The organism is Collinsella aerofaciens, assembly GCF_005845035.1.
Lineage (GTDB): Bacteria > Actinomycetota > Coriobacteriia > Coriobacteriales > Coriobacteriaceae > Collinsella > Collinsella aerofaciens_I.
In genome coordinates this window covers 55859-73229 of the sequence record NZ_SPFO01000007.1, presented here as the reverse complement: position 1 = coordinate 73229, position 17371 = coordinate 55859, and the positions used below count along the sequence as shown (strand labels likewise).

Below are 17371 nucleotides of genomic sequence, written 5' to 3'. Positions count from 1 at the left end.
CTACACGTCCCTCCTTACAAACGTTCCTTCGTGGTTATACGAGCAGCGCGCATGCGCGGCGTGAGCCGACGTCGGATCGACGGCAGCAACGTTGCCTGCCTCGAGCTCGCGCAGGCGCTCGGCAATTCCGGCCTCCACGCGGTCGAGCAGGGTGTCGAAGTCCATATTGCCGCCCTCGCCCGGAAAGCCCTTCTTAAGGCCTGGAATACGACCGTCGCCGCGTTCCTCCTCGAGCAGCTCGTCACTCGCGGCGCCGCGCAGCGCCGGCTTGCCGCCCTTGGTCGAAAAGTAGAGCGCCGCGCGCGTGTTCAGATCCAGCGCCCGCCGCATGGCCTGCGCGTAGATGAGCGTCTGGGTATGCGGCGGCAACCAACGCGAGTCGTCGGCGGGCACCGCGCCCGTCTTCTCGTCGAACACCGTGGGGTCGGCGAGCTTATACTCCTCGACGCCCGAACGGTGCTTGTAGTCGATCACCACGGCACGGTTCTCGGCATCCACGTCCACGCGGTCGATGCGCCCGCCGAGCGGCCAACCTGCATACTCGACCTTAAGCTCGTTAAACGCAAACTCCAGATAGCGCGGGACAAAGGGCGCAAGCGCCTCGGACTCATAGGCGAGCACGCCCTCCAGCTGCGGCAAGATCTCGGCCACCTGGCGCTCCTCCACCGGAGAGAGTGGCACGAGCGGGCCCTCGGTACCGCGCTTGCCGGCGTGCTCGGCCAGGGTCTCGTCGAAGACCTCGCGCAGCAGCTCCTGTGCGCGCGGCAGGTTCATGGGCGTCACGCGCTCCATACCTTCCTGCGGCAGGCGAGCATGCAGGTGCTCCAACACGTCGTGTACAAAGTTGCCCTTCTCCATGTTGCCAAAGCCCGCATCGATAGACTGGGGTTTTACGCGATAGGACACAAACCAGCACAGCGGACAGGTGGAATAGGCCTCGATCTGCGAGGCGGACGTCAAGCGTGGCACAAGCGGCGCGTCCTCGCCCTCACCATCGCGGCGGCGCAAAACCAGATACGGCACGGCCTCGGCGCTCAGATGCTGAGGGGCTTCGCATGCGACCCGCTTGCGCTCGAGCCCTTCGCCGGCGGCGGGGTCGAAGTCCCTTACGATATCGCCCTCGCCCACGCACGTCGCCTTGGCGGCGTCAGCGGCCTTGTCGGCGTCAGCGGTCTTGGCGTCGTCAGCGGTCTTGGCGTCGTCAGCGGCCTTGGCGTCGTCAGCGGCCTTGGCGTCGTCAGCGGCCTTGGCGTGCGCGCGCAACTCGGTCCACACGGCAGCCGGATAGCACTCGCGCGCCTGACGGTCGTGCGTCACGCGGGCAAGCACAACGGAGCCGCGCGCAGCCTGCATCGCACGCCCAAAGCGCACGCGCAGCAGGGCGGCGGGCTCAAGCGTCACGCCGCCGCGATCCAGCTCTTCCGTCAACGTGGCCAACGGGCCCTCCTCATGCGAGAGCGGATAGCTGTCCAGGTCGACATCGGCAAACAGCACCGCATCGTAGCTGTTGGGACGCAGCGCCGCCGCATCGGCAAGCGACGCAAAGCGCACCTGGGCACGCGGGGCGCGATCGACCTCGTAGGTCTCGTAATCGTATGCGGTGCTGCGCTTGTCCACCTTGGTGCGGACGCCGTCGAGCACGGGCACGGTCGCCGCCTGCGACACGTCGAGCGCACGGGCGTCGTTCATAAGGATGTCGATGGTATGGCGCAGCAGGGCAGTCTCGGCCTGGCGACGGGCCTGGCCGTCGAGACCGCCAAACGCGCGATCGGGCAGCGCCTCGGCAACGGCAAGCATGGCCTTGAGCGCCGTCACGGGTTTGTCGCGCCACAGCGCTTGGAACACGTCCGAGACCACGCACGGCACGTTCTTAAACCAGTTCTGGTCGCTGGCCGCCTTGCGCGCACCCCTCGCCTGACCCTGCACGCTCTGCAGCAGGCTCTTCACGCCCGCAGTGGTCTTGCTGCGCGACAGGCGCATGTTCTTATCGAGGGCTCGCGCGCTGGCGGCATCGGCGCCCGAAAGCGGGCTGTAAATCCAGTCGGTAAGCTCCGGGGCGGGCCACCACTCGGTCTTGGAGGCGGTGCCCTCGTCAGCAGCCTTCATGCGCTCGATCAGGTTGGCAAGCGCCGTGAACTGCCTGCCCGCGATGGATTGGGAAAACGCCGTGAACTCGGTCGTCTCGGCCGCAATGTGACGCGCGGCCAAACGGGCGGCGAGCTCGCCGAACAACTGGGGTGCCCGAGCGGACACCACGAGCACGCGCGCAGGATCGGCCGGTGCCGCAGCGCCGTCGCGCGGTGCGGCCTCCTCGCATTCCCTTACCAACTTATCAATAGAATTCGCATAGGCATAGGCGCGGGCATGGGGGCCAGCCACCTCTATAAAGGCAGGCTGAGCGGTGGGCTTAGAGGAGGTCTTAGACGCGGCAGCGTCCTCCCCCAGCGGCGCAATCTCAAACAGCACGCCGCGGGCATCAAAGGCCGCAGCAAGTTCCTCGCGCATTGCCGCCTGCTCGCGGGCGAGCAGCACGACGACCTCTCCCCCGCCATTCGCCACGGCAGACAGCAGCTCGAGCAGGCCATGCGCAAACGACGTGACGCCGCGCACGAACACAGCGCGGGCGCAGGCGGGCAGATTGTCGGCCAAGGCGCCGGCCATCATGTCGGCCGCCTCGCAGGGCTCGACCAGATCTCGGCGGTCCAAGCCGCTCGCGTAGGCGCGCAAAAGCTCGAACACGCGGGCCTCGGCATCGCTTTTGGGCTCGGGCTGGCAGGCGTTGCCACAGTGGCGTTCGGCACCTGTCCCCGCCACGCCCGGAAGCACATCGCGAGCCATGCGTGCGAGCATGCGCACCGTGCCCTGGCTACGAGAAAGCGGCTGCAGGTCGGCATCGTCGCGACGGGCAACCATATCCGAAAACAGCATCTGGCGCTGCAGGTTGTCGACGAAGCTGCGGCCGTCGCCCATCAGCTCCCACAGCGAACGGAGCCACGATGAGGGGGTCTTGCAGTCAACGCCCAGTGAAGCGCCGGCCACCGCCGCATCGTGACGGCACAGGTCGAGCTCGGCAAACGTAGGCGCCAGCAATACGGCACGTCCATGGCGGGCAACAAGGTCGCTCAGCAGCGCCGCCTCGGCATCGCTCAGGTCCGCGCCGGCATTGGTGGTATAGATTCGAACAGGCATGATCCTCCACTCAAACTGTTCGCAATAATCAATGTATCCATCCTACCCGCCCACGCGGACAACATGGCCCCACACCAACATCTTTTGGTGCATCGGGGACAGACCTGACCCCTTTGCACCAAAAAAACCGCCCCCGAAGGGACGGTTCTGTGCAATTCGTTTTTGCCGTTGGCCTACTCGCCATCCTCCAGCTTGATGAGGATCTTACGATAGCCGCCGTACTCGCCGTTGAGCGCCTTGGACACGCGGCTCACCGTGGTGGACGAAGCACCGGTGCGGGCCTGAACCTCAACATAGGGCTCGCCCTCATCCAAATAACGCGCGACCTGCAGGCGCTGCGAAAGATCGCAAATCTCGCGCGGCGTGCAGATATCGGTCAAAAACGCTTGAATATCCTTCTCGTCGTCCAAAAGACTAAATGCGTGGACCAGCTGCTTGACATCAGGCTTGTCAAACATGTTCTCGATATTCATCGATCACCGCCAAACCCGCCAAAAGGCATCGAAGTTGATACTGACATCGGGCATCGTTCGCCCGTTCTATGCAATAAAACAATGCATGGGGCATTTGCCCGTAGCAGTGTAGCACACCACCAAACTAAAGCGACAAGACTCTCTGCCAGCGGCGCGTTTTTCAGGACGAACGCCGTTTTGAAACTAAATGCGCACGTAAGCTCCACGAATATTTGCGACAATGGGCGTCCAAACAAAGCGACACACTGTCTGCGCAGAAAGGGATCACACCATGCGCTTTATGCTTAACTGGCTCTTCACCTCGATCGCCATCGCAATCGCCACGTTCCTCGTCCCCGGCATCCAACCCTTCGGTTTTGCCGAAGCCTGGGTCTGCTTTGCCTTTGTGGGGCTGTTCCTCAACATCGTCGACTCGCTCGTAAAGCCGTTCCTCACGGTCATTTCGCTGCCGCTCACCATTATTACGCTGGGCATTTTCCAGCTCGTGGTCAACAGCTTTATGCTCGAGCTTGCCAGCTACCTGTCGGTTAATCTCCTAGGCGCCGGCATTTCTATCGCCAGCTTTGGCTCGGCCTTTATGGGCAGCATCCTGGTGTCCATCATGCGCAGCATCCTCGACGGCGTCGCCAACGATTAAAACAATCCGTCGTCAGGAGTCACAGAAACACAAAGCAAAGGCCGCCCATCGCAAAAATGGACGGCCTTCTTTGTCCAGTCTCAGAGGGTCAGAAATTCTTCCATTTCCACCCTGTCCCCACGCGGCAGGTGGGGCTAGATCACGTAGTCGTAGCCCTCGTTGTGAGCGACAAGTTGGTCGAGCGTCACACCGTCGAGGTAGTCGTTGATGAGCTTGTCCAAGTTTTTCCACACGTCGAGCGTGGGGCACTCATCCGAACGCGAGCAGCCCTTGCAGTCGCCATCCAGGCAGGCGACCGGCGCCAGGCTGCCCTCGGTCAGGCGCAGGATCTCGCCCACCGTGTACTGCTCGGGCGGGCGCGTGAGCACATAGCCGCCGCCCTTGCCGCGCATGCCCGAGAGCATATTGGCGCGCACGAGCGTAGCCAGAATATTCTCGAGGTACTTCTCCGAAATACCCTGACGCGCCGCGATCTCTTTGAGCGGGATACGACCGGCCGCCTGGTGCTCGGCCAGATCGACCATAACGCGCAGGGCGTACCTGCCCTTAGTGGAAACCAACATATATAGTGCTGCCTTTCGGTCTTTTAGTCCGTTGAAATTCTAGCCGAAAAATTGGCTTTGGAAATACCCGTTCCGGTCAAGATGGTTAATCGACTCGTAATAATCTTCTATTTCCTATTGCATTACTAGGCTTTAGTGTCTACTATGCTTGCCAACAGCTGAACGAACAACCTATAAGGTTTATGGGTTTAGCTGCTAGACACGCCGTAAAACCACACGGCAACCAGCAACTTGAACACTTTGGAGGTTCACCATGAGCAAGGTTTACACGTCCATCGATCAGCTTATCGGCCACACCCCGCTTCTGGAGCTCACCCACTTTGAGGCCGACGAGGACCTCAAGGCTCGCGTGCTCGTCAAACTGGAATACTTCAACCCCGCCGGATCCGTTAAAGACCGCGTCGCCAAGAACATGATTGACGAGGCCGAGAAGGCAGGCAAGCTCGTGCGCGGCGGCGACTACACCATCATCGAGCCCACGAGCGGCAACACCGGCGTCGGCATCGCCTCTGTGGCCGCCGCCCGCGGCTACAAGGTGATCATCACCATGCCCGAGACCATGTCCGTCGAGCGCCGCAAGCTGATGCAGGCATACGGTGCGCAGCTCGTGCTCACCGACGGCTCCAAGGGCATGAAAGGCGCTATCGCCAAGGCCGAGGAGTTGCAGAAGGAAACTCCCAACAGCATCATCGCCGGCCAGTTTGTGAACCCCGCCAACCCCGCCATTCACAAGGCCACGACCGGCCCCGAGATCTGGGACGACACCGACGGCCAGGTCGACATCTTCGTCGCCGGCGTTGGCACCGGTGGTACCGTGACCGGCGTGGGCGAGTTCCTCAAGGAGCAGAACCCCGAGATTAAGGTCGTCGCCGTCGAGCCCGCCACCTCCCCGGTGCTCTCCAAGGGCCAGGCCGGCCCACACAAGATCCAGGGCATCGGCGCCGGCTTTGTGCCCGACGTCCTCGACACCCAGGTCTACGACGAGATCATCCCCGTCGAGAACGACGACGCCTTTGCCACCGGCCGCGCCGTGGGCCACAAGGAGGGCGTGCTCGTGGGCATTTCGTCCGGTGCCGCCGTGTGGGCCGCGCTGCAGCTGGCCAAGCGCCCCGAGAACGAGGGCAAGACCATCGTGGCCCTGCTTGCCGACACGGGCGAGCGCTACCTGTCCACGGCACTGTTCCAGGACTAGAGCTTCTCGTTCTTAGAACGAGTCCAAGGCACGCCGGTCTCCCCTCTCTTCTGGCAGCCTGGGCTCATCCCAACAGGGTGTCCCACGAAACGTCCGAACTTGCTACAATGTCTGCGGCGCGGAACCAGCCTCCCGCGCCGCTTTTCTTTTTTGGCCACATGCCACCAAGGAGAACCTCCCCATGCACAACAAGCGCGTGCTCGTCGCCATGAGCGGCGGCGTCGATTCCAGCGTGACCGCGTACCTGCTCAAAAGCCAGGGCCACGAATGCGTCGGCGCCACCATGCGCCTCACCTGTCCCGCGCCCGATCCCATCACGGGCATGAGTAAGGTCGACCGCGACATCGCCGATGCAAAGGCCGTCGCCGAGCGCCTGGGGATACCCCACCATGTGCTCGACCTGCAGCAGACGTTCGACCGCAACGTTATCGAGCGCTTTGTGAAGGCCTACCAGGAGGGGCTGACGCCCAATCCGTGCATTATCTGCAACCGCCACATTAAGTTTGGCGCGCTGCTCGATGCGGCGCTGGACATGGGCTGCGACTACATCGCCACGGGACATTACGCCAAAACAGACCAGGCGGCAGACGGCACCTGGCAGCTACATCGCGGCGAAGATCCCAAAAAGGACCAAAGCTACTTTTTGTATTCGCTTACGCAGGAGCGCCTGGCGCACACGATCTTTCCGCTGGCAGGCCTGGACAAAGAGCGCGACGTGCGCCGCATAGCCGCCGAGCAGGGCTTTACCAACGCCCAGAAGGCCGAAAGCGAGGACATCTGTTTTATTCCAGACGGTGACTACGCGGGCTATATCGAGCGCCGCTGCGGACATCCCGCTGCACCGGGCGACATTGTGTGGCGCGACGGCAGCGTGGTCGGGCGCCACAGCGGCGCGCTGCGCTACACCATCGGCCAGCGCAAGGGCCTGGGCGTCGCGATGGCGCATCCCGTGTATGTGACGGGCGTCGATGCCGCCAGCAACACCGTGCATTTGGGCGAGGCCGAGGACCTGACCGCCGCTGCCCTCACGGCCGATGAGTGGATCTGGAGCGCGCCGGACGCACACATGGAGGCGGAGCTCGACGCCGGCGGCATTCGCGTAGGTGCCAAGTACCGCTACCGTCAGAAAGACCAGGCGGCAGTGCTCACGCGCGGCGCAAACGGGCAGATGCTCTTGACCTTTGACAAGCCGCAACGAGCCATCGCCCCCGGCCAAGCCGTCGTCGTCTATCGCGGCGACATCGTCCTGGGCGGCGGCACCGTTACGGCAGCTATCAAGTAGTCCCATCTCCTTCATAAGTTGCGGTGAAATAGGGACTGTTTAAGCGTTTCAGGCCGCTAAACAGTCCCTATTTCACCGCAACTTAGAGAGGACGGCCTCGGTCGGCACTGCTGTGTCAGCCGAGGTCGCTACATCGTTAGCGCTGGACGTAGGCGCGAACCAGCTCGTAGGTATTGCGCACGCCGTCGATGTGGCTGCGCTCGTAGTTGTGGCTCGCGTACACGCCGGGGCCGATCAGACCATGGCGAATGTCGTAGCCGGCCGAGAGCGTGGCCTCGACGTCGGAGCCATAGTGCGGGTACACATCGATGGCGTAATCGAGCTCCAGCTCGCGCGCGATGTTGGACAGCGTGGTTACCAGGTCGTAGTTGTACGGACCGCCCGAATCCTTGGCGCAAATCGAAACCATGCGCTCGGTGCAGCCCAGGTCGTCGCCCACGCAGCCCATGTCCACGCTGATCATCTCGCGCGTGTCGGCCGGCACAAAGGCACCGCCGTGGCCGACCTCCTCGTACACCGTAAAGAGCAACGAAACCTTGCGCGAAAGCGTCACCTCGCCTTCGGCGACGGCGCGGGCCAAACCCAGCAGAATCGACGCGGACAGCTTGTCGTCAAGGAAGCGACTCTTGATGTAGCCGCTCTCCGTCACCGTGGTGCGCGGATCCATAGCGATGATGTCGCCGGTTTGAATACCCAGCTCGAGCACATCGTCCTTGCTGTCAACGTTCTCGTCGAGCAGGATTTCCATGTTCTTCTCGATGGTCTTGACCGGCTCATCGGCCACATGCGCCGAAGGCTCGGTATTGAGAACCACACCCGTGTAGACATTGCCATCGCGCGTGTAAACGGTGCAGTTCTCGCCATCGGCCGTAGACCACTGATGCCCGCCGAGGGTCGTGGGGCGCAGGCGACCATTGTCCTTAATGGAGCGCACCATGGCGCCCAGGGTATCGACATGGCTGGCCAACACCAGCGGCTCACCCTCGCCGCCAAGCTCAACCAGCACGTTGCCCTTATTGGAACGCTCGGGGCCAAAGCCCATATCGCGCAGGGTCTCCATCAGATAATCAGTGGCCGCACGAGTATAGCCCGTAGGCGAGGCAATAGAAGTCAGCGTCTTAAGCTGTCCCGCGATATAGGAGAGCGTCTCCTCTAGAGAAGCATCGATTACAGAAGCCATGTGCATCCTTCCAAGCAAAAATAAGACCGAATCCCGATTTTAACCGTTCTGCACGCGCAAGGCTCTGGGAGCCGAGCCACCTCTAGACGTCCTCGCGCCGATTTTGCGCACGCGCACGGCTTACAATCCCAATCTTGTATAAATCCTATCGGTATTTGCATAGAAATGAGGAATCTTTTTGCTTCGTCTCAGGGTACCCCACCTTCGGCCGTGCAAAAAACGGAGTATTCAGCACCGTGGGTCCCAACGACCCCATCGCGAACGACAAAACGACGTGGTTACAGCAGTGTTGCAGGTCGTCGCAAAGCAGAAACTCAGTAACAACCCCCTCCACTCATCGATAGCCCGCCCACAATGGCTGTCGATGGGCGCCTGCGGGCCACTACGGGCCATTCAAAACGTTATGCATTTTTAAGAGCTTGCTGAATACTCCCAAAAATGCACGCTGGGAAGTGCACCACCTATCCGCAGCGGACAGTATGCCTTGGTTTTGCCCGTCTCGGGGCATCGACGCAGCACAAAAAGCCCCGCCGCGCGTAGCGCGGCGGGGCCAGCGGCAAGTCAATAGACCATACGCCTACGGGCGAGGGACCACCAAACTGGGCTAAGCAGCCGGGCAGATCTTCTTGAAGAGCTCGATGACGTCGTCGAGCGTTGCCTCGCGCGGGTTACCCGGGAAGCAAGCGTCGGCCATGGCGTCCTTGGCCAGGACCTCGATCTCGTCAGCCTTCATGGCCTCGCAGACGTGCGGGATATTCACGTCGGCGGAAAGCTGCTTGACGGCGGCGATAGCGGCGTCGGCAGCCTCGTCGGTGCTCATGCCCGTGGTGTCAACACCCATGGCGACGGCAACCTTGGCCAGACGCTCGGCGCAAACCGGCTTGTTGAACTCCATGGCAATCGGCAGCAGCATGGCGCAGGCGACGCCGTGCGGGGTGTCGTAGTGAGCGGACAGGGTGTGAGCCATGGCGTGGTCGATACCCAGGCCGACATTGGAGAAGCCCATGCCGGCGACATACTGGCCAAGGGCCATGCCCTCACGGCCGGAGCCGGGCTGACCGGACTTGGCCTCGGCGACAGAGTCGCGCAGGTTCTCGCTGATCAGCTTAATAGCCTCAAAGTGGAACATGTCGGAGAGCTCCCAAGCGCCCTTGGTGGTATAGCCCTCGATGGCGTGGGTCAGAGCGTCCATGCCGGTGGAGGCGGTCAGGCCGGCGGGCATGGAAGCCATCATGTCAGGATCGACGACGGCGACCTCGGGGGCGTCGTTGGTGTCGACGCACACGAACTTACGGACCTTCTCGGGGTCGGTGATGACGTAGTTGATGGTCACCTCGGCAGCGGTACCGGCGGTCGTCGGCACGGCGATGGTGAACACGGCGTGGTTCTTAGTGGGAGCAACGCCCTCGAGGCTGCGGACATCGGCGAACTCGGGGTTGTTGATGATGATGCCGATAGCCTTGGCGGTGTCCATGGAGGAACCGCCACCGATGGTCACGATAGCGTCAGCCTCGGCGGCCTTGAAGGCCTCGACGCCGTCCTTGACGTTCTGGATGGTGGGGTTGGGCTTAATCTCGGAGTAGAGGCTCCAAGCGATGCCGGCGGCGTCGAGCTCGTCGGTCACCTTAGCGGTAACGCCAAACTTGACCAGATCGGGGTCGGAGCAGACGAAGATCTTCTTGTAGCCGCGACGCTGGAGCTCGCCGGGAATCTCCTTGATGGCGCCGGAACCATGATAAGAGATGGTATTGAGAACGAAACGATTAGCCATTGATAGCCTCCCATCGTGTGCGGGGCGCCCATTACGCCCCACGCTATAAGTCCCATCCTAACGCTTTTGAAACGAAAAGCACGTGAGAACGTCAAAATTGTTAAAGCGTTTCAACAGATGATGAAAAATAAAGCGGCAAAGGGACAGCCCCTTTGCCGCATTCGGTTACTTTCGGCAGCCCTCTTTCCAAGCCTCGGCCGCAACCTTCCAGCGTAAGCGCAAGTCGCGCTCGCGGTCGATGAACATGATGGCAAACGCGACAAACAGCAGCAAGCTCGCCACGACGATGGCGTGCAGGCCCATGCGCTCAATACACCAGTTGCCCAACACGGCGCCAAACACAAAGGTAAAGATCACGCCAAAGTACAGCAGGCCGTTTTCCAAAAAGCCGCGCCTGTGGGTGATGATGTAATCGTCCACGTTTTGCAGCGCGTTGCGCAAGTTGCCGATGCACATGGTCGTAGCGATGCCGTGACCGTGGATCTTGCGGAAGCTCTCGACCTGCATGCCGCAGGCAAACGAAGTGAGGCAGTTGGCGAGCAGGTTGTAACCGCCACCGGGGATAAAGCTCACGCCCAGCAAGATGACGGCTTCAAAGAACACCGTCACCTGACGCCAGTGGATCACGCTGCCAAACCGCTCGTGTACCAGATCGGCAAGCATAATGCCCACGGCAAACGACACCACAGGGAAGAAGTAGCGCCCCGCAAGTGCCCAATTGCCCTCCGAGATGCTCACGCCCACCAGCAAGATGTTGCCCGTCTGCGCGTTAGCGAAAACATGGTCGCGCCCAATGTACGAATACACATCCATAAAGCCGCCGGCGAGCGCCAGGATAATGCCCAGTTCGATGGACTCCGATATCTGTTTGGCACGCTGCATCGTCGTGCATCCTCCTTGTTGACGACCCTCTCGTGCGTTGGCGGAAACATAGCCGCCGTTCATACTGTAACCCATTGACAACATGGCGTGCGCGCGAGACGGCTCCTTCGACACGGGGATACACAGTCTGGAAACAAACGGCACCCGCATCGACACGCCGATCCGCCAGCCCATGTACTCCACCAGTCTTTTTAGCCCCGTCCCAAAAAGACTGGTTACAATTACGTGCAGCATACAAACACCGGGAGGGATCGTGGCAAAAAAGCCTCAGCACGCTCAGAATAACCAGCGCAGTCAGCAGGGCAAACAGGGCCAGCAGCAAAAGCGCGGCGGCAAGGCCCAGGGCGGCCACGCCGCTCATACCCCGGCAGCGCCCGCCCGTCCCTGGCGCCCGGGCCGCGATAAGTTCCTCCCCGTCAGCCGCGCCGATATGGACGCGCGCGGTTGGGACCAGTGTGACTTCGTCTACATCTGCGGCGACGCCTACGTGGACCACCCCAGCTTTGGTATGGCCATCATCAGCCGCGTACTCGACGCGCACGGCTACAAAGTGGGCATCATCTGCCAGCCCGACTGGACCGACCCCGCCAGCATCACGGTGCTCGGCGAGCCGCGCCTGGGCTTTCTCGTCAGCGCCGGCAACATGGACTCCATGGTCAACCACTATTCGGTGACCAAGCACCGCCGCCACACCGACGCCTATACTCCCGGTGGCGAGGAGGGGCACCGCCCCAATCGTGCCGTCACGGTCTACGGCAACCTCATCCGCCAGACGTTCAAGGATGCTCCCATCATCATCGGCGGCATCGAGGCGAGCTTGCGCCGTCTGGCCCACTACGACTACTGGCAGGACAAGCTCAAGCGCTCGGTGCTGCTCGACTCGGGCGCCGACATCCTCATCTACGGCATGGGCGAGCACGCGATCGTCGAGATCGCCGACGCGCTCGACGCGGGACTGCCCGTCGACCAGATCACCTATATCAACGGCACCGTTTACCGCACCAGCTCGCTCGACGAGGTCTACGACTACGACCTGCTGCCCAGCTGGGACGACCTTGCCGCCGATAAGCTCAACTACGCGCGCAGCTTTAACGTTCAGCAGCAAAACATGGACCCCATCACCGGACACCGCCTGGTAGAGCCCTACCCCAACAGCGTATATGTGGTGCAGAACCCGCCGTCGGCGACGTTGACGACCGACGAGATGGACGAGGTAGCCGAACTCCCCTACGCGCGCGATTGGCATCCCGACTACGACGCGGCGGGCGGCGTGCCGGCCTTTGCCGAGATCAAGTTTTCCATTAGCTCCAACCGCGGCTGTTTTGGCGAGTGCTCGTTTTGCGCGCTCACCTTCCACCAGGGTCGCGTGCTGCAGATGCGCAGTCACGACTCGATCATGCGCGAGGCCGAGCTGCTCACGCGCGATCCCGAGTTTAAGGGCTACATCAACGACGTGGGCGGACCGACGGCTAACTTTAGCCGCCCGGCCTGCGACAAGCAGCTCAAGCACGGCGTGTGCAAGAACAAGCGTTGCCTGTGGCCGAGCGTGTGCAAGAACATGGTGGTCGACGAGAGCGGCTACACGCAGCTGCTGCGCGACCTGCGCCAGCTGCCGGGCGTCAAGAAGGTCTTTGTCCGCAGCGGCATCCGTTTTGACTACACCATGGCCGATGCCTCGGACGAGTTTTTGCGCGAGCTGCTGGAACACCATGTCTCGGGCCAACTGCGCGTGGCGCCCGAGCACGTGAGCGACGCGGTGCTGTCCGTGATGGGCAAGCCGAGCCGCGCCGTCTACGATGCGTTCTGTCGCAAATTTGAGCGCTTGAACCGCGAATACGGACTCAAGCAGTATGTGGTGCCGTATCTGATCTCGAGCCACCCCGGCTCAACCATGAAGGAAGCCGTGGACCTTGCCGAAGCCGTGCGCGACATGGGCTACATGCCCGAGCAGGTGCAGGACTTCTACCCCACGCCGTCCACCATGTCGACCTGCATGTACTACACCGGCGTGGACCCGCGCACTATGCAGCCGATCTACGTGGCGCGCGACCCGCACGAAAAGGCCATGCAGCGCGCGCTCATCCAGTATCGCAAGCCCGAGAACTACAAGCTGGTGCGCGAGGCGCTGGAGAAGGCCGGCCGCCGCGATCTGATCGGCTACACCAAGCATTGCCTGATTCGCCCCGTGCCGCCGCGCCCGGGCGAGACATCTGCCGGCGGTGGACATGGCACCGGCAAGAAGGGCGGCAAACCGCATGGCGGCGCTGGCGGGGCCGGCAAGGGGCCTAAGGGCAGCAAGGGGCACAGCGGCATGTCGCGTGCGCAAAACACCGCCGGGCGCAATCGTGCAGCTCAGGGGCGTCAGGGTGCCAACGGAGGCGGGCGTCGCAACTAGTGCAGTGGTGCGCTCGCTGCGTCCATCCCACACGCGTGGCGCAGCGAGCGCATTGCCTCAACGAGGATAACGCCGGCAATAGCGACCGTGACTACCGCGTCGAGCGGCGTGTTCACAAACCATAGCAGGCCCATGAGGTACGAGCCGGCATTAAAGGCAAAGTGCAACAGGATCGTGTAGCGGAGCTTTCCGGTCGTCACGAGCAGCCAGCCAAAAATGAGGCCGGCAGCGCCCGCATAGCAGCCCTGCACCCAGTTCATGTGCATAAAGCCGAAGACCGCCGCCTGCAGTACGATTGCCGCGGCGACGCCCCAGGTACTCGGGGCCGCCCAGGGCACTATGGCGCTGTCTTGCGGTCGCACGAGACGTCGGCGCTTCCAAAGTGGGCGGCACTGCGGGTTAAACGCTCGGAGCGAAAACTCAAAAATGATGCCGCGCACCAGCAGCTCCTCGCAAAACGGAGCGCCGAGCACCGTAGTCAGGACGGCGAGATAGCTGGTGTCGCCCATGCCTGTTTCCTCGACAAGCTCGCTGTAGTCGGCCGCCGCCTCGGGCAGCAGCGACAGCACGGCGTCGCATAGGTAGCTAATTACCACCTGCATGGATAGACCGATCACGACAACGCAGGCGATGCGCTTCCATGCCGCGCTTGCTCCCCCACCGAGCGGGCGCTCGCCTTGCCGGCGCGCCATGAAGGAGCGGGACCACAGATAACGCCACCACAGCAGCGCCATCAAAAATGAAGCCGTCTGAGCGGCAGCCTGAAACCATTGGATATCGAGATTGTCGATCGGATAGCCCGTCAGCGCCGACACGGCATCGAGAACAGAAAACAGAACCACGCTCAGGGCTATATCGGCAGCGACAACGCCAAAACAGGCAAGCGCCCACGCTATCGCATTGAGCATGCCGGCCCTATCCCGACGACTAGTCATTGGGGACGTTCTTTAACGACTAGTTGTTGGGGACAGTCTTTACCAAAGGCCCCGTTGGGCGAAATGTCGAACGGAAAGGTGCCGCAGCGATTGAAGGCGGCGATGAACATGCGGATGGCGTTGGACGGCGTGGTGCCTACGAGTTGGGTCGCCGCCGTGAAGGCCGCCTTTTCCTCGGGCAAGACCTTCGCGACAACCGGGGTCATGTGTTCTGCCATGGCGCTTCCTTTTTGAAACGACGGTGGTGCGGATAGATGCGGGCCACGCGGCTGGGCGACGGGCTGTGAAGGCAACCCGATTGGCCCGCATCTGGAGTTTGTTTTTACGGCGTTGGTATTACTTAGTATTCTTAAGTATTACCCCGCAGATAGAATACCACACCCGCCCCATGGGGACGGAGAAAAAACGGATCATTTTGTTGCTGAGTAAGTATTTAGAGCGTGATGATGTCCGAGATATTAAGGGCCTGAGCGTCGGCGACATCGTGCGTGGCAAGCAACAGCATACGACCGTCGAGCAAGTCGAGCACGACCTCGGCCGTCGCATCGCGCGCGGCGGCATCCAGGCCGGTAAAGGGCTCGTCCAGAATCACTGCGCCGCCCGGACACAGCAGGGCTCGGGCAATCTCGACGCGACGGCGCTGCCCACCCGAGAGCTCGGCCACGCGGGCATGCACATCGACCCCCGGCACCAGCAGGCGCAACAGGGCCGCGGCACTCGAGGCGTCCACGCGCGCGTCGGCGCACACCAGCACGTTATCCAAAGCCGAGGCGCCCTCTACCAGGCGCACATCCTGAAACACCATGGAGCACGGCGCGCACTCCCCCGCCGCCAGCGCAAGCAGCGTCGACTTGCCCACGCCCGAGGTGCCCATCACACAGATACGCCCACCCGCAGGCACGTTGAGCACCAGACCATCCAGCGCCGGCGCCCAGGGCGCGCGATCGCCCACGGCAAGCGCAAGCTCCGCCGCAACCCCGCCGCCAGCAGAACCGCTCGCACGCCCGCGCAAGCCGCGTCCATGCGCCCGCACGGCCGCGCGCCACGCCACGGGTCCTGAAACCCGCAGCAGCCACACCAGCACGCGCTCACACGCCCACGAGGCGGCAACGACCAGCACGGTCCACGCCAGCAAATCAGCCGTCTCAATCAAAAGCTTTGCCTGATAGATGCGCTCACCCACGGTGCCCACCGCCATGCCGATCAGCTCGGCTGCCACGCCGGCCTTCCAGCTCATGCCGATCACGGCCCGGGCACACGAAAGCACAAACGGCAGCACCTCGCGCCAGGTATGGGCGCAAAACAGTCGCCAGCCGCGCACGCCATGCAGACGGAACATCTGCTCCAGCGGCTTATCCACTTGTGCCAAGCCCTCGAACAGCGAGAAATATACGCCCGGCAGCGCCATCAAAAAGACCGCCGCGATGCTCACGCGCTCCGATCCCAGCCAAATGAGCAGCAGGACCACCACGCAGGCGACCGGTGTCGCCTTTACAAACGACAGCACCGGAGCCACCAGGTGCGCGAACGCCCGCGACCGTGATGAAATCCCGGCAAGCGCGCCACCACACACCGCGGCAAGCGCCAGCCCGCCCAGTATCCGCGCGCCCGAGCCCACCAAAATCGCCCAGGTACCGCCATCGCACACCAGGCGCAGCAGCGCCAAGGCAACAGCACCCGGCCCCGGCAAGATCAGCGGCTGCGCCACCAGCGCCGCCGCGAAGACCCACGCGGCAAGCCAAAAGGCGGCAACGGCACCTGCTGCCGCCACCGCCTTCATACGCTCTATCATTTGTCGAGCAAACGCACGCACGGGCTACTCCATGTAGTAGAAATCGTTAGCCGGGAGCTTGCCGCCCACGGCGCTCGGGTCCGCATCGGCCAGCACCTGCAGGTACCCACCGAGCGCGGCCTTCATATCCTTCCCCGTCTGACACACGAGCATGCACCCGGGAATCGCCTTTTCGGCAATCGTGGCGTTATCCACGATGCCTGCATCGACCACGGCCTGAGCCCAGTCCGCCGGCGCCGCATTGACGGCCTTCACGCTCGCCGCATGGCAGCTCAAGAACTCCGCCACGGCCTCGGGATGTTCCTCGGCAAACGCGCGGCGCACCACGGTCACGCCCGTCAGCAGGCGCGAACCCGTGTCACCCGCCAGCTCGTCCCACACATCGGTCAGACTTACCGGCGCTGACAGCTTGCCTTCGCTCTTGGCGATGGCAGCGGTCTTGAACGGCTCGGGTAGCACGCCCACGGCAGTCGGGTCGGCAAGCAGGGCCGACAGCACCTCGGTGGGCTCGCTCTTAAACTCGAGCGTCACCTGGCCGGTCAGGCCCGCGCGCTCCAGCAGGAAGTTCATGACGTACTCTGGCGTGGTGCCCTTGCCCGTCATGTAGACGGTGCGACCCGCCAGATCGCCAAACGAGGCCACATTCGCGTCGCCCGTCACAACGTTCAGCACACCCAGCGTGTTGATGTCGATGACCTGCACCGCGCCCTCGGTCTTGTTGTAGAGCACGCTCGCCACGTTGGCGGGCACCAGGGCGATATCGATATCGCCCTGAATCACCTTGGGCACGATCTCGTCGGCAGCGGCGCTGATCGCAAAGTCGAACTCGTTGTCCGTGGCACCTTCGGCCGCCTGGTCCATAAACTGCACCAGACCGATCGATGTCGGGCCCTTGAGCGAGGCGACGTGCACCTCGACCGGCTCCGCAGCAGCACCGGCGCCGTCCGTGGCAGCCGAGCCCGCGGCGGACCCGGCACCGGCAGCTCCGTCGCCACAGCCAGCCAGTGCGAGCGACAACGCGCCCGCGGCGAGCGCCGAGGCAAACCCCCGGCGCGACATCTCAACATCAAATGCGCGCAT

At 62.7% G+C, this 17371-nt stretch carries 14 protein-coding genes; 4 read left to right on the top strand and 10 right to left on the bottom strand.

Annotated elements, in window-relative coordinates:
- Window positions 1-3189, bottom strand: a complete 3189-nt coding sequence (locus FGQ67_RS05085) for a PD-(D/E)XK nuclease family protein (protein WP_138340437.1) — start codon at window positions 3187-3189, stop codon at window positions 1-3.
- A 173-nt stretch (window positions 3190-3362) separates the two neighbouring features.
- Complete coding sequence (locus FGQ67_RS05080) at window positions 3363-3662, bottom strand: YerC/YecD family TrpR-related protein (RefSeq protein ID WP_022094855.1); 300 nt, start codon at window positions 3660-3662, stop codon at window positions 3363-3365.
- Between the two features lie 271 nt (window positions 3663-3933).
- On the opposite strand from FGQ67_RS05080, the gene FGQ67_RS05075 reads away from it, so the two are divergent.
- Window positions 3934-4299: a phage holin family protein gene (locus FGQ67_RS05075; RefSeq protein WP_117746372.1), complete on the top strand. Its 366-nt coding sequence runs from the start codon at window positions 3934-3936 to the stop codon at window positions 4297-4299.
- Between the two features lie 134 nt (window positions 4300-4433).
- Here FGQ67_RS05075 and FGQ67_RS05070 read toward each other — a convergent pair whose 3' ends face one another.
- The gene (locus FGQ67_RS05070) at window positions 4434-4862 is read right to left on the bottom strand and encodes an RrF2 family transcriptional regulator (protein WP_138340436.1); all 429 of its coding nucleotides are present in this window, start codon (window positions 4860-4862) and stop codon (window positions 4434-4436) included.
- Between the two features lie 253 nt (window positions 4863-5115).
- On the opposite strand from FGQ67_RS05070, the gene cysK reads away from it, so the two are divergent.
- Window positions 5116-6054, top strand: a complete 939-nt coding sequence (cysK, locus tag FGQ67_RS05065) for a cysteine synthase A (protein WP_138340435.1) — start codon at window positions 5116-5118, stop codon at window positions 6052-6054.
- 58 nt (window positions 6055-6112) lie between these two features.
- On the top strand, window positions 6113-7336 hold the full coding sequence (gene mnmA / locus FGQ67_RS05060) for a tRNA 2-thiouridine(34) synthase MnmA (RefSeq protein ID WP_271735424.1): 1224 nt from the start codon (window positions 6113-6115) through the stop codon (window positions 7334-7336).
- Between the two features lie 136 nt (window positions 7337-7472).
- On the opposite strand, the gene FGQ67_RS05055 is transcribed toward mnmA, so the two are convergent.
- The 3 genes from FGQ67_RS05055 to FGQ67_RS05045 all read right to left on the bottom strand — a co-directional run bounded on the left by FGQ67_RS05055 (window position 7473) and on the right by FGQ67_RS05045 (window position 11169).
- Entirely contained in the window at window positions 7473-8516 is a 1044-nt protein-coding gene (locus FGQ67_RS05055) for a M42 family metallopeptidase (protein ID WP_138340433.1), read from the bottom strand.
- 604 nt (window positions 8517-9120) lie between these two features.
- Window positions 9121-10287 (bottom strand): lactaldehyde reductase, encoded by a 1167-nt coding sequence (gene fucO / locus FGQ67_RS05050; RefSeq protein ID WP_022094861.1) that lies wholly within the window; start codon window positions 10285-10287, stop codon window positions 9121-9123.
- Window positions 10288-10452: 165 nt separating this feature from the next.
- Window positions 10453-11169 carry a YoaK family protein gene (locus tag FGQ67_RS05045; protein WP_118377270.1) on the bottom strand — a complete coding sequence of 239 codons (717 nt, stop codon included), beginning with the start codon at window positions 11167-11169 and terminating at the stop codon, window positions 10453-10455.
- A gap of 253 nt (window positions 11170-11422) precedes the next feature.
- Here FGQ67_RS05045 and FGQ67_RS05040 point away from each other — a divergent pair, with 253 nt between their 5' ends.
- Window positions 11423-13564, top strand: a complete 2142-nt coding sequence (locus tag FGQ67_RS05040) for a YgiQ family radical SAM protein (protein ID WP_249934394.1) — start codon at window positions 11423-11425, stop codon at window positions 13562-13564.
- On the opposite strand, the gene FGQ67_RS05035 is transcribed toward FGQ67_RS05040, so the two are convergent.
- The 4 genes from FGQ67_RS05035 to FGQ67_RS05020 form a co-directional block, all read right to left on the bottom strand.
- Window positions 13561-14472, bottom strand: a complete 912-nt coding sequence (locus tag FGQ67_RS05035) for a CPBP family intramembrane glutamic endopeptidase (RefSeq protein WP_171025205.1) — start codon at window positions 14470-14472, stop codon at window positions 13561-13563. The two genes, FGQ67_RS05040 and FGQ67_RS05035, sit on opposite strands and share 4 nt — an antisense overlap.
- Window positions 14473-14495: 23 nt before the next feature.
- Window positions 14496-14717 carry a type II toxin-antitoxin system RelB/DinJ family antitoxin gene (locus FGQ67_RS05030; protein ID WP_138340430.1) on the bottom strand — a complete coding sequence of 74 codons (222 nt, stop codon included), beginning with the start codon at window positions 14715-14717 and terminating at the stop codon, window positions 14496-14498.
- Between the two features lie 215 nt (window positions 14718-14932).
- On the bottom strand, window positions 14933-16279 hold the full coding sequence (locus FGQ67_RS05025) for an ATP-binding cassette domain-containing protein (RefSeq protein ID WP_171025204.1): 1347 nt from the start codon (window positions 16277-16279) through the stop codon (window positions 14933-14935).
- A gap of 36 nt (window positions 16280-16315) precedes the next feature.
- Window positions 16316-17371: an ABC transporter substrate-binding protein gene (locus FGQ67_RS05020; RefSeq protein ID WP_138340428.1), complete on the bottom strand. Its 1056-nt coding sequence runs from the start codon at window positions 17369-17371 to the stop codon at window positions 16316-16318.

Coding starts and splice junctions, on each gene's coding strand:
- FGQ67_RS05035 (WP_171025205.1), bottom strand. CDS start 14,472: ATGCTCAATGCGATAGCGTGGGCGCTTGCCTGTTTTGGCGTTGTCGCT.
- FGQ67_RS05075 (WP_117746372.1), top strand. CDS start 3,934: ATGCGCTTTATGCTTAACTGGCTCTTCACCTCGATCGCCATCGCAATC.
- FGQ67_RS05080 (WP_022094855.1), bottom strand. CDS start 3,662: ATGAATATCGAGAACATGTTTGACAAGCCTGATGTCAAGCAGCTGGTC.
- fucO (WP_022094861.1), bottom strand. CDS start 10,287: ATGGCTAATCGTTTCGTTCTCAATACCATCTCTTATCATGGTTCCGGC.
- FGQ67_RS05070 (WP_138340436.1), bottom strand. CDS start 4,862: ATGTTGGTTTCCACTAAGGGCAGGTACGCCCTGCGCGTTATGGTCGAT.
- FGQ67_RS05025 (WP_171025204.1), bottom strand. CDS start 16,279: ATGAAGGCGGTGGCGGCAGCAGGTGCCGTTGCCGCCTTTTGGCTTGCC.
- cysK (WP_138340435.1), top strand. CDS start 5,116: ATGAGCAAGGTTTACACGTCCATCGATCAGCTTATCGGCCACACCCCG.
- FGQ67_RS05045 (WP_118377270.1), bottom strand. CDS start 11,169: ATGCAGCGTGCCAAACAGATATCGGAGTCCATCGAACTGGGCATTATC.
- FGQ67_RS05030 (WP_138340430.1), bottom strand. CDS start 14,717: ATGGCAGAACACATGACCCCGGTTGTCGCGAAGGTCTTGCCCGAGGAA.
- FGQ67_RS05020 (WP_138340428.1), bottom strand. CDS start 17,371: ATGCGCGCATTTGATGTTGAGATGTCGCGCCGGGGGTTTGCCTCGGCG.
- FGQ67_RS05085 (WP_138340437.1), bottom strand. CDS start 3,189: ATGCCTGTTCGAATCTATACCACCAATGCCGGCGCGGACCTGAGCGAT.
- FGQ67_RS05055 (WP_138340433.1), bottom strand. CDS start 8,516: ATGGCTTCTGTAATCGATGCTTCTCTAGAGGAGACGCTCTCCTATATC.